The sequence below is a fragment of the Stenotrophomonas sp. YJH_SMC_79 genome (genome assembly GCF_059367995.1).
The window spans coordinates 89,928-108,272 of the sequence record NZ_JCAFRK010000002.1; the positions used below are offsets into that span (position 1 = coordinate 89,928).

The window sequence follows — 18,345 nt, forward strand, 5'->3', positions numbered from 1 at the left end:
ATGTCTGTTTTGATCAACAAGAACACCAAGGTGATCGTGCAGGGCTTCACCGGCCAGCAGGGCACCTTCCACGCCACTCAGATGATCGAGTACGGCACCCAGGTTGTCGGCGGCGTGACCCCGGGCAAGGGTGGCACCACCCATATCGACCTGCCGGTCTTCAACACCGTTGCCGACGCCGTGCAGAGCACCGGCGCCAACGCTTCGGTCATCTACGTGCCGCCGCCGTACGCGGCTGACGCGATCCTGGAAGCCGCTGCTGCCGGCATCAAGGTCATCGTCTGCATCACCGAAGGCATCCCGGTGCTGGACATGCTGCGCGTCAAGAACGTGCTGACCCGCTCGCATCCGGACACCGTGCTGATCGGGCCGAACTGCCCGGGCGTCATCACCCCGGGTGAGTGCAAGATCGGCATCATGCCGGGCCACATCCACCAGCCGGGCAAGATCGGCATCGTGTCGCGTTCGGGCACCCTGACCTATGAAGCGGTCAAGCAGACCACCGAAGTCGGCCTGGGCCAGTCCACCTGCATCGGCATCGGTGGTGACCCGATCAACGGCCTGAACTTCGTCGACTGCCTGAAGCTGTTCAACGAAGACCCGCAGACCGAAGGCATCATCATGGTTGGCGAAATCGGCGGTGACGCGGAAGAAGCCGGCGCCGAGTACATCAAGAACCACGTGAAGAAGCCGGTCGTCGGCTTCATCGCCGGTGCGTCGGCTCCGGCCGGCAAGCGTATGGGCCACGCCGGTGCGATCGCCTCGGGCGGCAAGGGCACTGCAGAAGGCAAGTTCGCTGCAATGGAAGCCGCTGGCGTTGTGACCGTGCGTTCGCCGGGCGACCTGGGCGCTGCCATCGCCAAGCTGGTGAAATAAGATCGACTGCCTCTGGCAGACGATGCTGTAGAGCCGGCCGCTGGCCGGCTGCTTGAAACAGAATGGCCGCCTCCGGGCGGCCTTTCTGCGTGTGGGATGGGGTCAGATCCCTTTTGCTTCGCAAAAGGGATCTGACCCGGGCGTTACAATGGGCGCATTGCAACCACAGGCTGGACCCCCATGGCTTCGATCCGCATCGCGATGGCGCAGTTCGACTTCCCGGTCGGCGATGTCGCCGGCAACACCGAGCGCATCATCGAGATGATCGGCCAGGCGCGCGATGAGTACGGCGCCGAGCTGGTGATGTTCCCCGAGCTGGCGGTGAGCGGCTATCCGCCGGAAGACCTGCTGCTGCGCCCGGGCTTCCTGTACGAGTGCGAGCAGGCAATGACGCGCATCGCCGCAGCCTGCCGCGGCATCACCGCGGTGGTCGGCTGGCCGCAGGCGGCCGGCGCGGTGGTCTACAACGCCGCCAGCGTGCTGCGCGATGGCCTGGTGGAGCAGACCTACCGCAAGCGCGAGCTGCCCAACTACGCGGTGTTCGACGAGCGTCGCTACTTCGATGTCGATCCGGATGGCGGCAGCTGCGTGTTCGAGGTCAATGGCGTGCCGGTTGGCCTGCTGATCTGCGAGGACCTGTGGTTCGCCGAGCCGCTGGCCGACACGGTGCGCGCCGGCGCGCAGCTGGTGGTGGTGCCGAATGCGTCGCCGTACGAGCGGGGCAAGCATGCCCAGCGCGATGCGGTGCTGGCTGCACGCACCCGTGAGAGTGGGGCGGCGATCGCCTACCTCAACGTGGTCGGTGGCCAGGATGCGCTGGTGTTCGATGGCGCCTCGGTGGTGGCCGATGGTGACGGTACCGTGCACCCGGCTGCTGCCGCCTTCGTCGACCAGTGGCTGGTGGTGGAGTACGACGGTGAAACCCGCCGCTTCATGCCGCACGTGTGGATGGACGATGGCGACGAGAGCATGGACGCGCTGGCATGGCGCGCTGTCACCCGTGGCATCCAGGACTACTGCCGCAAGAACGGCTTCAGGAAGGTGTGGCTGGGCCTCTCCGGTGGCATCGATTCGGCGCTGGTACTGGCCATGGCGGTGGACGCGATGGGCGCCGAGAACGTCACCGCGGTGCGCCTGCCGTCGCGCTACACCGCAGGCCTGTCCAACGACCTGGCCGCCGAGCAATGCCAGGCACTGGGCGTGAAGCTGGAGGCGGTCTCGATCGAGCCGGCGTTCAAGGGCCTGATGGAATCGCTGGCACCGATATTCGAGGGCACCACCCCGGACGTGACCGAGGAGAACCTGCAGTCGCGCAGCCGTGGCGTGATCCTGATGGCACTGGCCAACAAGTTCGGCGGCCTGTTGCTGACCACCGGCAACAAGAGCGAGTACGCGGTGGGCTACGCCACCATCTACGGCGACATGTGTGGTGGCTATGCGCCGTTGAAGGACCTGTACAAGACCGAGGTGTTCGGGCTGTCCAAGTGGCGCAACACCGTGGGCGGGGCGCCGGTGATCCCGCCGGCGGTGATCAGCCGCCCGCCGTCGGCCGAACTGCGCGAGAACCAGCTGGACCAGGACTCGCTGCCGGCCTACGACGTGCTTGACGGCATCCTGTACCGCTACATCGACCAGGAGCAGTCGCGCACGGAGATCGTTGCCGCCGGTTACGACGCGGCCGTGGTTGACCGCGTGCTGCGCCTGGTGCGCATCAGCGAATGGAAGCGGCACCAGGCCGCGCCCGGCCCGAAGGTGTCGCGCCGGGCATTCGGCCGCGAACGTCGCTACCCGATCAGCAACGGCTACAAGGGCTGAGGCAGCGGTTGGCGGGTAGTGCCGGCCGCTGGCCGGCAACCCGACGTAGCGTGCATCCCCGCATGGCGTGGTTCTACGGGACGTCGCCCATCAGCTGTTCGAGTGTGGCGGTTTCGGTGGCTTCGTCGAACTGGCTGTCCCCCAGCCGGGCTCGCACAAACGCCAGGCCATCCGCCGCCGCCGCATCCAGCGTGCCACGGTGGTCAACCGGGTACTGGCGGAACGCTACCGGTTCGCCGCGCAGTGCGAGGCCGGCGGCGTACAGCAGGGTGGTCAGATAGGGCACATCCTGGTCGCGGGTGCCGTGGGCCAGCATCAGCGGTTGGGTGAACCCCTGGCGTGGCACGCCAAGGTAGTCGTGCAACAGCGCCCAGATGCCCGGTACCGAGGTCAACGGCGCGCTGAACATCTCGCCGGTGACCGCACCCTCCAGCTGCGCCGCCAGGTCGGTCGGGCAGTGCTGTCGGGCCAGGGCGATGCGCGCACGCCCCTGTGCGCTCAGCACGCGGTCGATCTGCGGTGCCACCTGCAGCAATCCATCAACCAGATAGGCATGGTAGGCATTGACCGCGCCCGGGTTGGCGGTGCGGCTGTCGGGGCGCATCACCAGTGCGGTCATCTCCACGGCCGTGGGCGTGCCTGCAGTGAAGCTGCCCTTGTACTGCAGGCCGGGGCCGGAATAGGTGGCAGCCTGGTGGCCGGCGCTGAGCGCCGCGGCACCACCCTGCGAGTAGCCTACCGAGACCCAGCGAGGTGAAAGACGACCGCCCAGGAACTGGTGGCTGGCCTTGACCATGTCGATGCTGTTGCGTGCGGCGGTGCGCACATGAAGGTAGGCGTGGCTGCCTGGGCTGCCCAGGCCCTGGTAGTCGGCCGCGGCGACGGCATAGCCCTGGGCGAGGAAGGTGTCCAGGAAGCGCCCATCGCGTTCGGCGTGGGTCGGGCCAGAATGGGAAGGGGCGCAGTGATCGGCGATGCCCTGGGTGCCATGCGCCCAGGAAACGACCGGCCAGCCGCCCGTCGGTGCCGTGCCTGCAGGCAGGTACAGCAGGCCGGTGCCCTGCGCCAGTCGGCCGTGATGATCGGGAGTGCGGTAGCTGAGCAGATACGCCTGGGAGGCCTTTGACGGCACCCAGGCGGCACGATAGGGCGCTGCGGTGATCAGCTCCCCCGGCTCTGCGGCCTGGGCGGCGGTGGACAGGCCCAGCAGGGCACTGGCGAAGGCGGCCAGCAACGGGCGGGCGCGGGAAACGGATGGGGACATGTGGACTCCAACAGGCGGAAATGGCCGTGCGCCGGAGTGTGGAGGGCGTTGCCCGTGCGGTCTGGGAACGGCATCGCAACGGCAGGGAATTCGTAGTATTCCTAGCGCCAGTGCGCGGCTGCCTTGGGCGCGCGAACCATCCACGCATGGCGTGGATCTGCCAACAAGGAAAGGGCCCCTTTCGGGGCCCTCTCTTATTTCTTTTCCAGTCGCGCGTTGCGCTGGCCGGTGCTGGCGGACTTTTCACCAGCGAACGGGTTCAGCTTGCGGATCATCCACGGGTACTTCGGCCACTTGCCTTCCAGCCACGGGTGGTCCGGCTGGTTCAGCTGCAGGACGCGGCGGGCGTCGTCGGCCAGGGTCTTGTTGCCCAAGTGGGTGTAGGAATCGGCCAGGACGGCGACGGCGTCGTACTGGAACGCGCTCTGCGGATAGGTTTCCAGCAGGTAGTTGGCGCGGCCGGCGGCCGAGACCCAGGCGCCGCGGCGCATGTAGTACAGGGCGTTGTCCAGCTCATGCTGGGCGAACACGTCACGCAGCTCCAGCATGCGCTGGCGCGCATCTGCGGCGTAGCGGCTGTTCGGGTAGCGGTCGACCACGATGTTGAAGTCCGAATACGCCTGGTGCGGCGTGGACAGGTCGCGGCGGCTGGCGTCCAACGACCATACGCGGCGCAGGAAAACCGTACTGCGGTTGGAGTTGGCCAGGCCGCGCAGGTAGTACAGGTACGCGATGTTGCGGTGGGTCGGGTAGGTACGGATGAAGCGGTCGATGCTGGACACCGCATCGTCGTGCTTGCCGGCCTTGTACTGCGCGTAGGCGGTTTCGATCATCGCCTGTTCGGTATACGGGCCGTACGGATACTGGGCCACGAGGCGGCGGAAGCTGGTTTCAGCCCCGCTCCAGTTGCCACCCTGCATCAGCTTGTGGCTCTTCTCGTACAACTGTTCGACCGGCGTCCCTTCATCGGGGCGATCGCCCTTCTTGGCGCCACGGTGGCAGCCGGTGGCGGCGATGACCAGCACCAGCAGCAGGGCGGTGAGGCGGACGGGCGCGGAGAGCATGGAGGAGCGTCGGATCATGAGGTCGAGGCGGGACGCGGCTGGAATACGAAGGGTCGATGATAGCCTAGTGTCCTGTCCAGCGACTGAAACCGGCCGCCGGGACCCCAAAATTTCAAAGAATGCCCCCTGCCATGTCTGAACAACCCTCTGAATCGGCCCGCCAGGCCATCGTCCCCGACACCGCTGCCGGCCGCCGTTTCGACGCCGTGGTGGCCGAACTGTTCCCCGAATACTCGCGGTCGCGCCTGACCGAGTGGATCAAGGCCGGTGAGGTCCTGCTGGACGGCGCCCAGGTGCGCCCGCGCGATCCGCTGCGCGGCGGCGAGGTGGTGACCCTCAACGTGGTGCTGGAAACCCAGACCGATGCCCAGCCGGAGGACATCCCGCTGGACGTGCTGTTCGAGGACGAGCACCTGCTGGTGATCAACAAGCCGGTCGGCCTGGTGGTGCACCCGGGCGCGGGCAACCACAGCGGCACCCTGGTCAATGCCCTGCTGTTCCGCGATCCGTCGGTGGCGGTGCTGCCGCGCGCGGGCATCGTGCACCGCCTGGACAAGGACACCAGCGGCGTGATGGTGGTGGCCAAGACCCTGGAAGCGCAGACCGCGCTGGTCGAGCAGCTGGCCGCGCGCGACGTGCACCGCCAGTACCTGGCCATCGTGATGGGCGCGCTGGTGGCCGGCGGTACCGCCGATGCCCCGATCGACCGCCATCCGCGCGACCGCCTGAAGATGGCGGTGCGCGAGGACGGCAAGGAGGCGATCACCCATTACCGACTGCGCGAGCGCTTCCGTGCGCACACCGCGCTGGAGTGCCGCCTGGAAACCGGGCGTACCCACCAGATCCGCGTGCACATGGCGCATGTGCGCCATCCGATCATCGGTGACCCGCTGTACGGCGGTGCGCTGAAGCTTCCCAAGGGTGCCAGCGATGAGCTGGTGGCCGCGCTGCGTGGCTTCAAGCGCCAGGCCCTGCATGCCGAGACCCTGGAGTTCACGCACCCGATCACCGGTGAGCCGGTGCGCAACACCGCGCCGGTGCCGGAGGACATGCTGCACCTGATGAAGGTGCTGCGCGAAGACAGCGAAGCCTTCGCTGCGCGCGAGCGGGACCGCTGGTAATGGACGCCGCGCTGCCGCTGCTGTGGGCCGATTGGCCGGCGCCTGCCGGCGTCCATGCGCTGATTACGCGCCGGCATGGCGCGGGCATCTCGCCGGCGCCGTTCGCGCAGTTCAACCTGGGCAACCGGCACGCGGCCGATGGTGATGCCCCGGCCAACGTCGAGCACAACCGCCAGCTGCTGCAGCAGGGGCTGGCGTTGCCCTCGGCACCGCACTGGCTGCGCCAGGTACACAGCAGCACCGTGCTGCGCTTCAACGCGCCGCCGGTGCCGGGTGCCGCCGAGCCGGTGGCCGACGCCGCGGTGACCTCGGTGCCCGGCGTGGTGCTGGCGATCCTGACCGCCGACTGCCTGCCGGTGGTGTTCGCCGCCGCCGATGGCAGCGAAGTGGGCGCGGCGCATGCCGGCTGGCGTGGCCTGGCCGACGGCATGCTGGAGGCCACCGTGGCCGCCATGCAGACGCCGCCCGGGCAGTTGCGCGCATGGCTGGGGCCGGCTGCCGGGCCGGCCGATTACGAGATCGGTGAAGAGGTCTACCACGCCTTCGTCGGACACGATCCGGCTGCCGGGGTGGCCTTCGTGGCGACCCGCGCCGGGCACTGGAAGGTGGATCTGTTCGCGCTGGCGCGGCAGCGCCTGCAGGCCGCGGGCATGGACCCGGCGCAGGTATACGGCGGCACGGTCTCGACCATGGCCGATCCGGACCTGTACTCGCACCGGCGCGATCGTCGCACCGGGCGCATGGCGACGCTGGCCTGGATCGCACCCTGAGGACGCCCCTGTTCGCACGGGTGCTGGGGCCGGCCTTCGCCACCCTGGCCGCCCCGGTGCAGGCGCTGCATGCCGCGCCGTTGCCCTGCCGTTATGCAGGGCAGGCGCGGATTGTGCGGGGACGGCATTGGCTGGTGCCGCTGCTGGCCGCAGTGGCACGGTTGCCGAAGAGCGGCGACGCGCTGCCGACCGAGGTAGCGTTCAGCGCGCACGGGCAGGGCGAACAATGGGCGCGACGCTTCGGACGCTGGCCGATGGCGTCGCGGTTGTGGGAGCACGAAGGGCATCTGCACGAGCAGCTGGGTGCGGTGCGTTTCGCGTTCGACCTGCAGGCCCGCGACGGCGGCATCGACTGGTCGGTGCGGCGGGTCTGGGCGTTCGGGTTGCTGCCGTTGCCGACGCGCTGGTTTGGCGGTGTGCGTTGCCGCGAAGCCTGGCAGGGACAGCGTTACACTTTCCTGGTCGATGTGACCTTGCCCTGGGCCGGAGCCCTGATCCGCTATGAAGGCTGGCTCGAACCGCAGTGAGGTTGCCACCGAGACCGGCCGCGCAGTGATCGTGTTCGATGGCGTGTGCGCGCTGTGCAATCGATGGGTGCGCTTCCTGCTGCGTTTCGACCGCAAGGGGCGCTACCGCTTCGCCGCGATGCAGGGCACACAGGGCGGCGCGCTGCTGCGCGCGCACGGGCTGGATCCGCAGGACCCGGCGTCGTTCCTGCTGCTGGACGCACAGGGCGCGTGGACCGATACCGATGCGATCCTGCGCGTACTGGCGGGGCTTGGCGGTGCCTGGCGCCTGAGCGGCGTGCTGCGCGTGCTGCCGCGCAGCTGGCGGGACGCGGCGTATCGCGTGCTGGCGCGTAACCGCTACCGCTGGTTCGGGCGGCATGATGCCTGTTACCTGCCCGCACCGGAGCAGGCCGCGCGATTCCTGGATTGAAGAAAAAAGGGGACGGAGGGGATTAAGTCGCTTGTGCACAAACGACTTAATCCCCTCCGTCCCCTTTTTCCTCAGCCTTCCAAAGCGGCCAGATAGCTGCGTCGCCAGTGGTTGATGTCGTAGGTGCGCAGGTGCTCCATCATCGCGTGCCAGCGTTCCTTGCGCCTGCGCAGCGACATCGTCGCGGCCGTGGCGATGGCATCGGCCACGCCGTCCAGATCGTGCGGGTTCACCAGCAGCGCCTGCTTCAGTTCGTCGGCGGCGCCGGCCAGCAGCGACAACACCAAGACGCCGGGATCTTCCGGGTCCTGCGAGGCCACGTATTCCTTGGCCACCAGGTTCATGCCATCACGCAGCGGGGTCACCAGTCCCACTGCCGCCGCCCGGTAGAAGCCGGTGAGGGTGGCGTGGGTGAAGTTCTGGTTGACGTAGCGCAGCGGTGTCCAGTCCGGCTCGGCGTGGCCACCGTTGATGTGGCCGGCGATCTGTTCCAGTTGGCTGCGCAGTTGCCGGTACTCGGTCACATCACCGCGCGAGACCGGGGCGATCTGCAGGTAGGTCAGCGAACCCCGCTGGTCGGGATGGCGCTCCAGATAGCGCTCGAAGCCAAGGAAGCGTTCGGGCAGGCCCTTGGAATAGTCCAGGCGGTCCACGCCGATCGCCAGCTGGCGGTCCCGCAGGCTGTTGCGCAGGTTCTTTACGGCGGCCTTGGTGGCGGCGGTGCCGGCCTGGCGTGCGATCAGCTCGGTGTCGATGCCGATCGGGAAGGCCGCCGCGCGGAAGCGGCGTCCACCTGGCGCTTCCAGTTCACCATTGTCGAGCACGCGGCCACCGCCAAACAGGCGCAGGTAGGTCTGGAAGCGATCGGCGTCGCGCTGGGTCTGGAAACCGACCAGGTCATAGGCATACAGCGCGGAGAACAGCCGCAGGTGGTCGGGCATCGCCTGCAGCAGGTCGGCCGATGGCATCGGGATGTGCAGGAAGAAGCCGATGCGGCAGCCGATGCCCCGTTCGCGCAGCAGCGCACCGAGCGGAATCAGATGGTAGTCGTGGATCCAGACGATGTCGTCCTCGCGCAGCAGCGGCGCGAGCTTGTCGGCGAACAGCGCGTTGACCTTGTGGTAGGTCTCGCGGGTGCCGCGGTCGTAGTCGACCAGGTCCAGGCGGAAGTGCAGCAGCGGCCACAGAGTGCGGTTGGCGAAGCCGTTGTAGTAACCATCGACTTCGCGCTTGCTCAGGTCGAGGGTGACGAATTCGATGTCGCCGTCCTTCTGTGTGTGCAGCGTGCCGCTGCCGTCGCGCACGCTCTTGCCGCTCCAGCCGAACCACATGCCGCCACGTTCCTTCAACGCGGCCAGCAGGCCCACCGCCAGGCCACCGGCGCGGTTCTCGCCCGGCACGGCCACGCGGTTTGAAACCACGACCAGACGACTCACGATGCCTCCTGCCAGGACCGCGACAGGCGCATCGCGGCGGTGATCAGGCCGACGTGCGAATAGGTCTGCGGGAAATTGCCCCAGGCCTCGCCGCTGTCGAAGGCCAGATCCTCCGACAGCAGGCCCAGGTGGTTGCGCTGCTTCAGCAGCAGCTCGAACATCCCGCGTGCTTCGTCCATGCGCCCGATCGCTGCCAGCGCGTCGATGTACCAGAAGGTGCAGATGGTGAAGCTGGTTTCCGGTTCGCCGAAGTCATCCGGTGCAACGTAGCGGTACAGCGAATTGCCATGCTTGAGGTCGCGGCCGATGGCATCCACGGTGGCGACAAAGCGCGCGTCCAGCGCGTCGATGAAGCCGATGTCGGCCAGCAGCAGCAACGAGGCATCCAGCCGATGGCCGCCGAAGGTGTCGGTGAAGTGGCCCAGCTCTTCGCTCCAGGATTCGGCCATGATGCGCGCGTGGATGGTGTCGGCGCGTTCGCGCCAGTAATGTGCGCGGTCGTCGCGCTTCAGGCGCACGGCAATCTTGCACAGGCGGTCGCAGGCGGCCCAGCACATCGCGCTGGTGTAGGTGTGCACTTCGGTGCGGCCGCGGAATTCCCACAGGCCGGCATCGGGTACGTCGTGCAGGGCGAACGCCTGTTCGCCCAAGGGTTCCAGACGGGCGAAGGTGTGTGCGTCGCCCGGGTCCTGCAGGCGCCGGTCGAAGAACAGCTGCGTGGACGCCAGCACCACGCTGCCGTAGACATCGTGCTGGCGCTGCACCCAGGCCAGGTTGCCGCGCCGTACCGGGCCCATGCCGCGATAGCCGGACAGGCTGGGTACTTCGTCTTCGTCCAGCTTGGCTTCGAAGCCGATGCCATACAGCGGCTGCAACGTGCCGTCGGTAGTGGCCAGGTTGAAAATGTAGCCGAGGAACTGCTCCATCGTGCGTGTTGCGCCGAGGCGGTTCAGCGCACGCACCACGAACGCCGCATCACGCAGCCAACAGTAACGATAGTCCCAGTTGCGCACGCTGCCGGGGGCTTCCGGAATGGAGGTGGTCATTGCCGCGATGATCGCGCCGCTGTCCTCGTACTGGCACAACTTCAGGGTGATCGCACTGCGGATCACCGCGTCCTGCCATTCCAGCGGAATGGACAGGTAGCGCACCCACTCACGCCAGTAATCTCGGGTGCGCTGGAAGGCTTCCTGCACGTAGCCGCTGATGGAGCGGTTGAGCGATTCGTCCACGCCAAGGATCAGGTGGATGGGATGGTTGAGCACGAACGGCAGACCATCGCGCACGAAGCGCACCGGTACGTCGGTGGTCAGCCGCAGCACGTGCTCGGGCAGGATCCAGCGCACGTGGTTGCTGCCCCAGGTGGATTCCGGCACGCGCGCGCCCCAGTCGGCCAGCGGTCGCGCACGCACGGTGATGCGTGGGCTGCCGGCCAGTGGGCGGACCTGGCGGATCAGGCTGACCGGGCGGTAGAAGCGATCGTTCTGGCGCCAGCGGGGGGCGAAATCGAGGATTTCCAGTGCGCCGCCATGCGTGTCACGCAGCACGGTGCGCAGGATCGCGGTGTTGGTGAGGTACTCCTGCTCGCTGTCGGCAAAGTCCTCCAGCTCGATGGCGAAGTCGCCGCCGGTCTGCTGGTTGGGGCCGAGCAGGGCGCAGAAGGTGGGGTCGCCGTCGAAGGTGGGCAGGCAGCTCCAGACAACGCGGGCATGTTTGTCGACCAGGGCGCCGAAGCTGCCGTTGCCGACCACGCCCAGATCAAGATCGGGTTGGGTCATCACGCGGTACATCTCGGTTGCGGCCGTGGGGGGGCCGGGTCAATAGGCATTCTCACGCAGCCAGGCGTGCACGCTGCGTATGTCGGGCAGTGCGAACACCGCCGCGCTGGGTTCCCGCTCGCCCACCAGTACGCTCCAGCCATGCTGGCCGTTGGCAGCATCGAAGCCGAATTCATCGGTGAGGTCATCGCCGATGAATACCGGCAGGCGGCCGCGGAAGGGCAGGTACTGCATCATCCTCCGCACCGCGCGGCCCTTGTCGGTGCCTACGGGGACGAACTCGACGACATGGTCGCCGGGTTGCAGGCGATAGCTGGTACGCCCGCGCACGTGCCGGTCGGCGAACGCGCGGACATCGCTGGCGGCGTGCGGGGCACCGCGCCAATGCAGGGCCAGACCGACGCCCTTGTCCTCCACCAGCACGCCCGGATGGCCATGGGCGAAGCGCATTGCCTGCTGGTGCAGCGCGTGCAGCCATTCGGCGGTGTCGTCGCCGTGCTCGTCGCGCAGTACGCGACCATCCTGGCCACGCAGTTCGTGGCCGTGAAGGCCGGCGGCAGGCAGTTGCAGGGGGGCGAACAGCTTGTCCAGCTGCTCAAGCGGGCGACCACTGACCAGTGCCACGGCACCTTCCAGGCGGTCGCTGATGCGGCCGATGGCTTCACGCACATCCGGCAGCAGCTGCACGGCATCCGGGCGTGCAGCAAATTCGATCAGGGTGCCATCGACATCGAGGAACAACGCACAGGCGTCGTCCAGCAAGGGCGGTGGCGGACGCAGGGGGAGCGGTTCAGCCATGACGCCCAGCTTGCCAGCGTGGGCGTGTACGTGGGGTCGAGGGCAGGCTACGAATCAGGGCAGTGCCGGCCGCTGGCCGGCAACTTCATGGTCCATGGATGCACCCTGAGGTTGCCGGCCAGCGGTCGGCACTACCGTGTCGTGCGGACCAACGGTCCGTACCTACCCGGAGCGATCAGAACGTATAGCGGACGCGACCGTAGTAGTACGCGCCGTTGCTGCCGATCGGCGACAGCACGTCATACGGCAGGTTGCCGAAGTAGTGGATATCGCTGTTGGATCGATCCGGGTAGTTGTCGGTCAGGTTCTGGCCGCCGATGGCCACGCTCCACTGCGGGGTGATGCGGTACTCCACTTCCGCATCCAGCTGCCACTCGGCCTGGTAGGTCTGGCGTGGAATGTAGCCGTCACCGAAGTTGAACACGCGGGTGGCACTGCCGTAGCGGTTCACGCGGGTGCTAAGCGACCAGTGATCGTTGCTCCATGCGGCCGAGAAGCTGCCACGCGTGCGCGGCGTGGCATCGGTGAGCGTGTTGGTCTCTTCGATGCCGAACAGCACGTAGTCCGGGTTCAGTGCGCGCAGCTGCGCCGGTGTGGCCAGCACGTTCTTCAGCGTGGTCTTGGTGTAGGCGTAGGTGCCGGTCAGCAGCAGCTGGCCATCGCCAAGCGACTGGCGCCAGTTGCTCACCAGTTCGGCGCCGCGGGTGCGGGTGTCGGCGGCGTTGACGAAGAAGCTGGCGCTCTGCAGGCCGCTGACGCCGTAGTTGGCGGCCACGTAGTCGGTCAGCGCATCACCGGTGATGCTCTCGGACAGCGCGATGCGATCGTCGATGTCGATCTGGAAGAAGTCCAGCGACAGGTCGAAATGCTCGCCGATGCGGCTGGTGAAGCCCAGCGAGGTGTTGAGCGACTTCTCCGGCTTCAGGTCACGGGCGCCGAGCCCACGCGCGATCGGATTGTTGACCGAGAGCAGGCGGCCCTGCACCAGCTGGCCGCCGGCGTTGTAGCCGGTGGAGGTGGATTCGTAGCCGATCTGTGCCAGCGACGGCGCACGGAAATTGTTGGAGATGGCGCCGCGCAACGCGAACGCCGGGGTGAATTCGTAGCGCAGGCCGAGCTTGCCGGTCAGTTCACCGCCGAAATCGTCGTTGTGCTCGTAGCGCGCGGCCAGATCGGTGGAGAACTTTTCGCCGAACTGGCTGGACAGGCTGGCATAGGCGCTGGCCACATCGCGTGACAGGGTGGCTGCATCCTGTGGGGTCAGGCCGCCACCGGCCTGCGAACCGGTCGGGCGGTCGGTGAACGGGCCGGCGGCGTAGCTGGCCGGGTCACCGGGACGGGTCTGGTAGCGCTCGTGGCGCGCTTCCACGCCCAGGCCCAGAGTGTGGCTGATGCTCTCGCTCTGGGTGAACACGCGGCTCAGGTCGAGGTTGCCCACGGTCTGTGCATACTCGTAATCGGCGGTCTTGAAACGGGTCGGGCTGGTCGGGCCCAGCGACGCGTTGAGCGAATCACGCAGGCGGTAGGTGAAGTCGTTCTGGCCGTAATCCAGGCTGCCGTCGTAGCTCCATTCGCCCCACTGGCCGCGCACGCCGGCCACGGCCTGCACGTCGCGGTTCTCGCCTTCGGAGATCGGCCGGTAACCGTTCGGATAGACCTGCTTCCAGTTGGCGTCGCCGTCGGGGTAGCGGAAGTAGTTCGCACCCTCGGTGTCACGCTGGTTGAAGGTACCTAACGCGTAGAACGTCGAGGTCTGGCCGACCGGGATCTCGGTGTTCAGCCACAGGTTGATGTCCTTGCTCTTCCCATCGCCCAGCACGTAGTTGCGCTTGCCCTGCAGTGCCAGGTTGCCTGGGGTCTGGTCCCACGGCGGAATCTGGTCGAAGCCGGCGCGGTTGGTGCCGTTGCGGTGCTTGTATTCCAGGCCGACGCGCAGGAAGCCGCCGTCCTCGCCCAGCGAGGTGCCGACCTTGGCGCTGATGTTGCCGGTCTGGCCGTCGGTGAGGGTGCGGCCGATCGGCTTGAGGTCGGTGTGGTTGGCGCCGTAGCTGGCCTCGATCTCGCCACCGTCGCCGCCGTTGTCGAGGATCACGTTGATCACGCCGGCCACGGCGTCCGATCCGTACAGCGCGCCGGCGCCGTCGCGCAGCACTTCGATGCGCTTGATCGCGCTGACCGGGATCGAATTGAAATCGACCGGCGTGGTGCCCTTGCCGATCTTGCTGTCGGTGTTGACCAGCGCGGTGTGGTGGCGGCGCTTGCCATTGACCAGCACCAGCACCTGGTCCGGTGACAGGCCACGCAGCTGTGCCGCGCGCACATGGTCGGCACCGCCGGAGTTGGACTGGCGCGGGAAGTTGAACGACGGCAGCAACGCCTGCAGCGCGCTGCCCAGTTCACCGTTGACCACGCCAGCCTTGCGGATGTCCTCGGCGGTGAGCACATCCACCGGCGAGGTGGATTCAAGCACGGTGCGGTCGGCGGCACGGGTGCCGGTGACGATCACGGTGTCCAGGTTGGTGGCGTCCTGGGCCAGGGCCGGGACGGCGGCGGAGGAAAGCGCGAGGGCGATGGCGAGGCCGAGCGGCGACGCGGGCAGGCGGGCGGACATGGGGGCTCCAGCAACAACGACGACGGGGAAGGGGGAGATAGTTTCACTTACATCCATCCGGATGAAGCGATATATTATATTCGCGTGATGGCCGGTGCAGATGCAAGCCCCTGCCGGTCCGGCATGAGCTGATGCCCTGCTGGCATCAGTACGCCGGGCCGGTGGCGCTGTACGCTGCCGGCTCGCCCTGTCCCCCTTCCCCGGAGCTGTACCGATGAAACACCTTGGCCTCGTCTTTGCCGTGCTGCTGGCCACCAGCGGCTGTGCCAGCCTGTCCTCGCAGGCGCCCAGCGCCTATGCCACGGCCACTACTGCCGAACTGAAGGGCGATGCCGCACGCCCGTCCGCCGGCCACGGCTGGGTGCGCAGCGAGCTGTATTTCGGCGTGGGCGAAGAGCAGGGCGCCGGTAACCGTCCGCAGGCCGACACCATCAGCGAGGCGCAGTGGCGCACCTTCCTGGACAAGGAGGTGACCCCGCGCTTCCCGGATGGCCTGACCGTGTTCGATGCCTATGGCCAGTGGCTGTTCCGAGGCGATGCCTCGCCCAACCGCCTGCGCACCAAGGTGCTGGTGGTGCTGCATGAGGACACCCCGCAGCGTCGCGCCGATATCGAAGCGATCCGCCTGGCGTGGAAGCAGCAGACCAAGCATCAATCGGTACTGTGGTCGCGGCAGCCGGTGGAGGTATCGTTCTGAGTTGAAGGCGCCGCCGCGGTGCCGCAGGGAGCGATGATGAAACACAGGGAATGCGTGCTGGGCCTGGTGCTGGCGGGATTGCTGGCACCGTCGGCGCAGGCAAGTGGCGACGACGGCGAAACACTGCGGTTCCAGGTGGCCGCTCACGTGCAGGCGCACGCCGATCCCCAGCAGGACGGAAGCATGGCGGTGCAGCTGTCGCCGTCGGGCAAGCGCCAGGTGCTGGCGGGCGCTGCGGATACCGACGGCAATTCGCGGTGGGGTCTGGAGGACGTCGATTTCGATGGCTATCCGGAACTGGTCGCGCGCGCCTCGGTGGGCATGGTCAATGAAGCGGTGACGGTATACCGCTTCGATCCGGCCAGCGCGGAGTTCCGCGCGCTGCAGGCCGAAACCCACGGCAAGGACAGCTGCGGTGACCTGATGGGGTTGAGCGTGGACGTTGCCACCCGCACCCTCACCAGCAGTTGCCGCAGCGGCCCGATGTGGTACGCCGACCAGTACCGGTTCGCAGGCGCAAAGCTCTACCTTTACCGCAGCGAGAATGTGCTGATGCTGGGCGATACGGTGAACGCCGCGCTGCAGTGGGAACAGGCCGATGAACAGGGCCCGCTGGCGGTCTGGCGCACCTACGATCCTGCCGGTCGTGTGCTGGAGAGCGCGATTGCCGATGGCCTGGGCGCACCGCCGGATGGGCCGTTGCGGGGGCAGCAGGCCACCGTGGTGCCAGCACGCCTGTTCCTGTTCGACCGACCCGGCGCGACCAGCACCAAGCGCTATCTGGTGCTGGGCGACCGCGTGGAAATGCTGGATGAACAGGACGGCTGGGTGAAACTGCGCTACCGCAACCCGAAGCGCGGCGACGTGCTGGGGTGGATCAACGTCAACGATTGAAAAAAGGGGACGGAGGGAATCAAGTCGTATATGCCACAAACGACTTGATTCCCTCCGTCCCTTTTTTTTGCGGGGGCGTCACTTGCCAAGGTCTAGCCTCGGATGTTCCCCCGTTCGAGGATGTATCCGATGAGCAAGCGCGTGGCCGAAATCGTGGTGGACGCCCTGCAGCAGGCCGGTGTCCGCCGTTGCTACGGCATCGTGGGCGATACGCTCAACCATGTGACTGATGCGATGCATGGCAGTGACATCGCCTGGGTGCACGTGCGCCATGAAGAAGTGGCGGCGTTTGCCGCCGGTGCCGATTCCCTGGTCAGTGGCGAACTGACCGCCTGCGCCGGCTCCTGCGGCCCCGGCAGCCTGCATTTCATCAACGGCGTGTTCGAGAGCAACCGCAATCGTGCGCCGATGGTGCTGATCGCCAGCCAGGTGGTGACCAGCGAGCTGGGCATGGAATTCCCGCAGGAAGTGGATTTCAAGGCGGTGTACGCCAGTTGCTCGGTGTTCTGCGAGCAGGTGCACAGCGCCGAGCAGGCGCGACGCGTGGTGACCCTGGCCTGCCAGGCGGCGATCAGCCGCCGTGGCGTGGCGGTGGTGATCCTGCCGGCCGACATCAGCCAGGCCGAGGTGAAGCACGATGTGCCGTTCTCGGTGCACTATACCCAGCCGGTGCTGCGCCCGTCGGATGCCGAGTTGCAGCGTATCGCTGAACTGCTGGGGCAGGGCAAGCGCATCGGCATCTACGCCGGCGCCGGCTGCCAGGGCGCGCACGCGCAGCTGCTGGAACTGGCCCGGCGTCTGCAGGCGCCGGTCGCGCACACCTCGCGCGCCAAGGATTTCGTCGAGCCGGACAACCCGTACAACATGGGCATGACCGGCATCTTCGGCATCGAGTCCGGCTTCCACACGCTGATGGAATGCGACACGCTGTTGCTGCTCGGCGCCGACTTCGCCTGGGGCCAGTTCTACCCGGACAAGGCGACGATCATCCAGGTCGACCGCGATGGCAGCCACCTCGGCCGCCGCCACCCGGTGAACCTCGGCGTGGTCGGTGACATCGCACCGACGCTGGATGCGCTGCTGCCGATGCTGCCGCCACGCGAGGACAGCAGTTTCCTGGACGAGTGCATCGAACGTCGCGACAAGGCGCTGAAGAAGCGCGAGCAGGAAGAGCAGCCCGGTGAGGGCGAGCTGATCCATCCGCAGCACCTGACCGCATTGCTGTCGAAGTATGCGACCGACGATGCACTGTTCACCGCCGACGGCGGCTCGCCGATGGTGTGGGTGCTGCGGCATATCCGCGTCAACGGCCGCCGCCGCACGCTGACCAGCCTGCTGCACGGCACGATGGCCAACGCGATGCCGCAGGCACTGGGCCTGCAAAAAGCGTTCCCGGGCCGGCAGGTGATCTCGCTGTCCGGCGATGGTGGCCTGGCGATGCTGCTGGGCGACCTGCTGACCGCGGTACAGGAGAACCTGCCGATCAAGGTGGTGGTGTTCAACAACGGCTCTCTGAACTTCGTCGAGCTGGAGCAGAAGGTGGAAGGCTTGTTGGACAACTACACCGACCTGAAGAACCCGGATTTTGGCCGCCTTGCCGAAGTGATCGGCTTCCACGGCCGCACCGTGACCCGCAGCGAGGATCTGGAGGAAGCGGTACAGGATTTCCTGGCGCAGCGCGGCCCGGCGTTGCTGGACGTGCATACCAGCCGCGCCGAGCTGGTGATGCCGCCGCAGATCGAAGCCAAGCAGGTGGCCGGTACGGCGCTGTATGCGGCCAAGGCGGTGCTGAACGGCCGCTTCGACGACGTGAAGCATCTGCTGGTGGACAACTTCCTGAAGAAGTGAGGGGTGTGGTCGATGCAGGGCTGCGCCCTGCACCCGCCGAAACCACGGCAACCGCCGAAGCAAGGTCAAGAGCAGGTTTGCCGTGGGTAGGCGGGGTGGGTCCGGTTGCGGGGGACGCCGTAAATACGTCCCTGTAGGCTCGGTCGCGCCATCCATGGCGCTCACGCCCCCGCATCCGGACCCACCCCGCCTTCGACAGTTTCCTGCAATCTGCCGGAACGGCATATTGCACTGGTGGGTGTCGACCTTGGTCGACACGGTGGATCCACGCCATGCGTGGATGAACGAAAGAATGATCGGAATGATCTTCTGTAGAGCCGAGCCATGCTCGGCTAAGAGGCTTCGCGTACAGCGGCCGAGCGTGGGCTCGGCGCTACAACGAGAGCCTGCCTTTGCTTTTGATCTTTTGATTCTCTTCCGTGGCTGGCACGCGC

15 protein-coding genes are annotated in these 18,345 nt (G+C 67.0%); 9 read left to right on the forward strand and 6 right to left on the reverse strand.

What is annotated here, in order from left to right:
• Complete coding sequence (gene sucD, locus AC5P57_RS07280; RefSeq protein WP_005410793.1) at positions 1 to 876, forward strand: succinate--CoA ligase subunit alpha; 876 nt, start codon at positions 1 to 3, stop codon at positions 874 to 876.
• Positions 877 to 1,056: 180 nt separating this feature from the next.
• Positions 1,057 to 2,691 (forward strand): NAD+ synthase, encoded by a 1,635-nt coding sequence (locus tag AC5P57_RS07285; RefSeq protein WP_262234635.1) that lies wholly within the window; start codon positions 1,057 to 1,059, stop codon positions 2,689 to 2,691.
• 73 nt (positions 2,692 to 2,764) lie between these two features.
• Here the strand turns inward: AC5P57_RS07285 and AC5P57_RS07290 are convergent, their stop codons facing one another.
• The gene (locus AC5P57_RS07290) at positions 2,765 to 3,955 is read right to left on the reverse strand and encodes a lipase family protein (RefSeq protein WP_495219521.1); all 1,191 of its coding nucleotides are present in this window, start codon (positions 3,953 to 3,955) and stop codon (positions 2,765 to 2,767) included.
• Positions 3,956 to 4,149: 194 nt separating this feature from the next.
• Positions 4,150 to 5,037 (reverse strand): outer membrane protein assembly factor BamD, encoded by an 888-nt coding sequence (locus AC5P57_RS07295; protein ID WP_024956778.1) that lies wholly within the window; start codon positions 5,035 to 5,037, stop codon positions 4,150 to 4,152.
• Between the two features lie 113 nt (positions 5,038 to 5,150).
• On the opposite strand from AC5P57_RS07295, the gene rluD reads away from it, so the two are divergent.
• From rluD to AC5P57_RS07315, 4 genes are read left to right on the forward strand one after another with little or no spacing between them, the layout of a single operon-like run.
• A complete protein-coding gene (gene rluD, locus AC5P57_RS07300) occupies positions 5,151 to 6,140 on the forward strand; it encodes a 23S rRNA pseudouridine(1911/1915/1917) synthase RluD (RefSeq protein WP_019660164.1) in 990 nt (329 codons plus the stop codon).
• A complete protein-coding gene (pgeF, locus tag AC5P57_RS07305; protein WP_262234637.1) occupies positions 6,140 to 6,910 on the forward strand; it encodes a peptidoglycan editing factor PgeF in 771 nt (256 codons plus the stop codon). The genes rluD and pgeF overlap by 1 nt, the downstream gene beginning before the upstream one ends.
• Before the next feature lie 20 nt (positions 6,911 to 6,930).
• On the forward strand, positions 6,931 to 7,437 hold the full coding sequence (locus AC5P57_RS07310) for a DUF4166 domain-containing protein (protein WP_099553720.1): 507 nt from the start codon (positions 6,931 to 6,933) through the stop codon (positions 7,435 to 7,437).
• Positions 7,412 to 7,849 (forward strand): thiol-disulfide oxidoreductase DCC family protein, encoded by a 438-nt coding sequence (locus AC5P57_RS07315; protein WP_262234638.1) that lies wholly within the window; start codon positions 7,412 to 7,414, stop codon positions 7,847 to 7,849. The genes AC5P57_RS07310 and AC5P57_RS07315 overlap by 26 nt, the downstream gene beginning before the upstream one ends.
• Before the next feature lie 71 nt (positions 7,850 to 7,920).
• On the opposite strand, the gene otsA is transcribed toward AC5P57_RS07315, so the two are convergent.
• From otsA to AC5P57_RS07335, 4 genes are all read right to left on the reverse strand, one after another.
• Entirely contained in the window at positions 7,921 to 9,285 is a 1,365-nt protein-coding gene (otsA, locus tag AC5P57_RS07320) for an alpha,alpha-trehalose-phosphate synthase (UDP-forming) (protein WP_099553716.1), read from the reverse strand.
• On the reverse strand, positions 9,282 to 11,063 hold the full coding sequence (locus tag AC5P57_RS07325; protein WP_099553805.1) for a glycoside hydrolase family 15 protein: 1,782 nt from the start codon (positions 11,061 to 11,063) through the stop codon (positions 9,282 to 9,284). The genes otsA and AC5P57_RS07325 overlap by 4 nt, the downstream gene beginning before the upstream one ends.
• Positions 11,064 to 11,102: 39 nt before the next feature.
• On the reverse strand, positions 11,103 to 11,861 hold the full coding sequence (otsB, locus tag AC5P57_RS07330; RefSeq protein ID WP_099553714.1) for a trehalose-phosphatase: 759 nt from the start codon (positions 11,859 to 11,861) through the stop codon (positions 11,103 to 11,105).
• A 175-nt stretch (positions 11,862 to 12,036) separates the two neighbouring features.
• Positions 12,037 to 14,472 (reverse strand): TonB-dependent receptor plug domain-containing protein, encoded by a 2,436-nt coding sequence (locus AC5P57_RS07335; RefSeq protein WP_262234639.1) that lies wholly within the window; start codon positions 14,470 to 14,472, stop codon positions 12,037 to 12,039.
• Between the two features lie 214 nt (positions 14,473 to 14,686).
• On the opposite strand from AC5P57_RS07335, the gene AC5P57_RS07340 reads away from it, so the two are divergent.
• The 3 genes from AC5P57_RS07340 (at position 14,687) to AC5P57_RS07350 (ending at position 17,911) form a co-directional block, all read left to right on the forward strand.
• Positions 14,687 to 15,169, forward strand: a complete 483-nt coding sequence (locus AC5P57_RS07340; protein WP_005410781.1) for a DUF3574 domain-containing protein — start codon at positions 14,687 to 14,689, stop codon at positions 15,167 to 15,169.
• Positions 15,170 to 15,205: 36 nt separating this feature from the next.
• Entirely contained in the window at positions 15,206 to 16,063 is an 858-nt protein-coding gene (locus AC5P57_RS07345) for an SH3 domain-containing protein (RefSeq protein WP_262234640.1), read from the forward strand.
• Between the two features lie 129 nt (positions 16,064 to 16,192).
• Complete coding sequence (locus tag AC5P57_RS07350; RefSeq protein ID WP_262234641.1) at positions 16,193 to 17,911, forward strand: thiamine pyrophosphate-dependent enzyme; 1,719 nt, start codon at positions 16,193 to 16,195, stop codon at positions 17,909 to 17,911.
• Positions 17,912 to 18,345: the final 434 nt, after the last annotated feature.

What these genes read in the sequence shown, in the direction of transcription:
- AC5P57_RS07295 (WP_024956778.1), bottom strand. Translation starts at nt 5,037, where the DNA reads ATGATCCGACGCTCCTCCATGCTCTCCGCGCCCGTCCGCCTCACCGCC.
- AC5P57_RS07315 (WP_262234638.1), top strand. Translation starts at nt 7,412, where the DNA reads ATGAAGGCTGGCTCGAACCGCAGTGAGGTTGCCACCGAGACCGGCCGC.
- rluD (WP_019660164.1), top strand. Translation starts at nt 5,151, where the DNA reads ATGTCTGAACAACCCTCTGAATCGGCCCGCCAGGCCATCGTCCCCGAC.
- pgeF (WP_262234637.1), top strand. Translation starts at nt 6,140, where the DNA reads ATGGACGCCGCGCTGCCGCTGCTGTGGGCCGATTGGCCGGCGCCTGCC.
- AC5P57_RS07345 (WP_262234640.1), top strand. Translation starts at nt 15,206, where the DNA reads ATGAAACACAGGGAATGCGTGCTGGGCCTGGTGCTGGCGGGATTGCTG.
- sucD (WP_005410793.1), top strand. Translation starts at nt 1, where the DNA reads ATGTCTGTTTTGATCAACAAGAACACCAAGGTGATCGTGCAGGGCTTC.
- AC5P57_RS07340 (WP_005410781.1), top strand. Translation starts at nt 14,687, where the DNA reads ATGAAACACCTTGGCCTCGTCTTTGCCGTGCTGCTGGCCACCAGCGGC.
- AC5P57_RS07325 (WP_099553805.1), bottom strand. Translation starts at nt 11,063, where the DNA reads ATGACCCAACCCGATCTTGATCTGGGCGTGGTCGGCAACGGCAGCTTC.
- otsB (WP_099553714.1), bottom strand. Translation starts at nt 11,861, where the DNA reads ATGGCTGAACCGCTCCCCCTGCGTCCGCCACCGCCCTTGCTGGACGAC.
- AC5P57_RS07285 (WP_262234635.1), top strand. Translation starts at nt 1,057, where the DNA reads ATGGCTTCGATCCGCATCGCGATGGCGCAGTTCGACTTCCCGGTCGGC.
- AC5P57_RS07290 (WP_495219521.1), bottom strand. Translation starts at nt 3,955, where the DNA reads ATGTCCCCATCCGTTTCCCGCGCCCGCCCGTTGCTGGCCGCCTTCGCC.
- AC5P57_RS07350 (WP_262234641.1), top strand. Translation starts at nt 16,193, where the DNA reads ATGAGCAAGCGCGTGGCCGAAATCGTGGTGGACGCCCTGCAGCAGGCC.
- AC5P57_RS07335 (WP_262234639.1), bottom strand. Translation starts at nt 14,472, where the DNA reads ATGTCCGCCCGCCTGCCCGCGTCGCCGCTCGGCCTCGCCATCGCCCTC.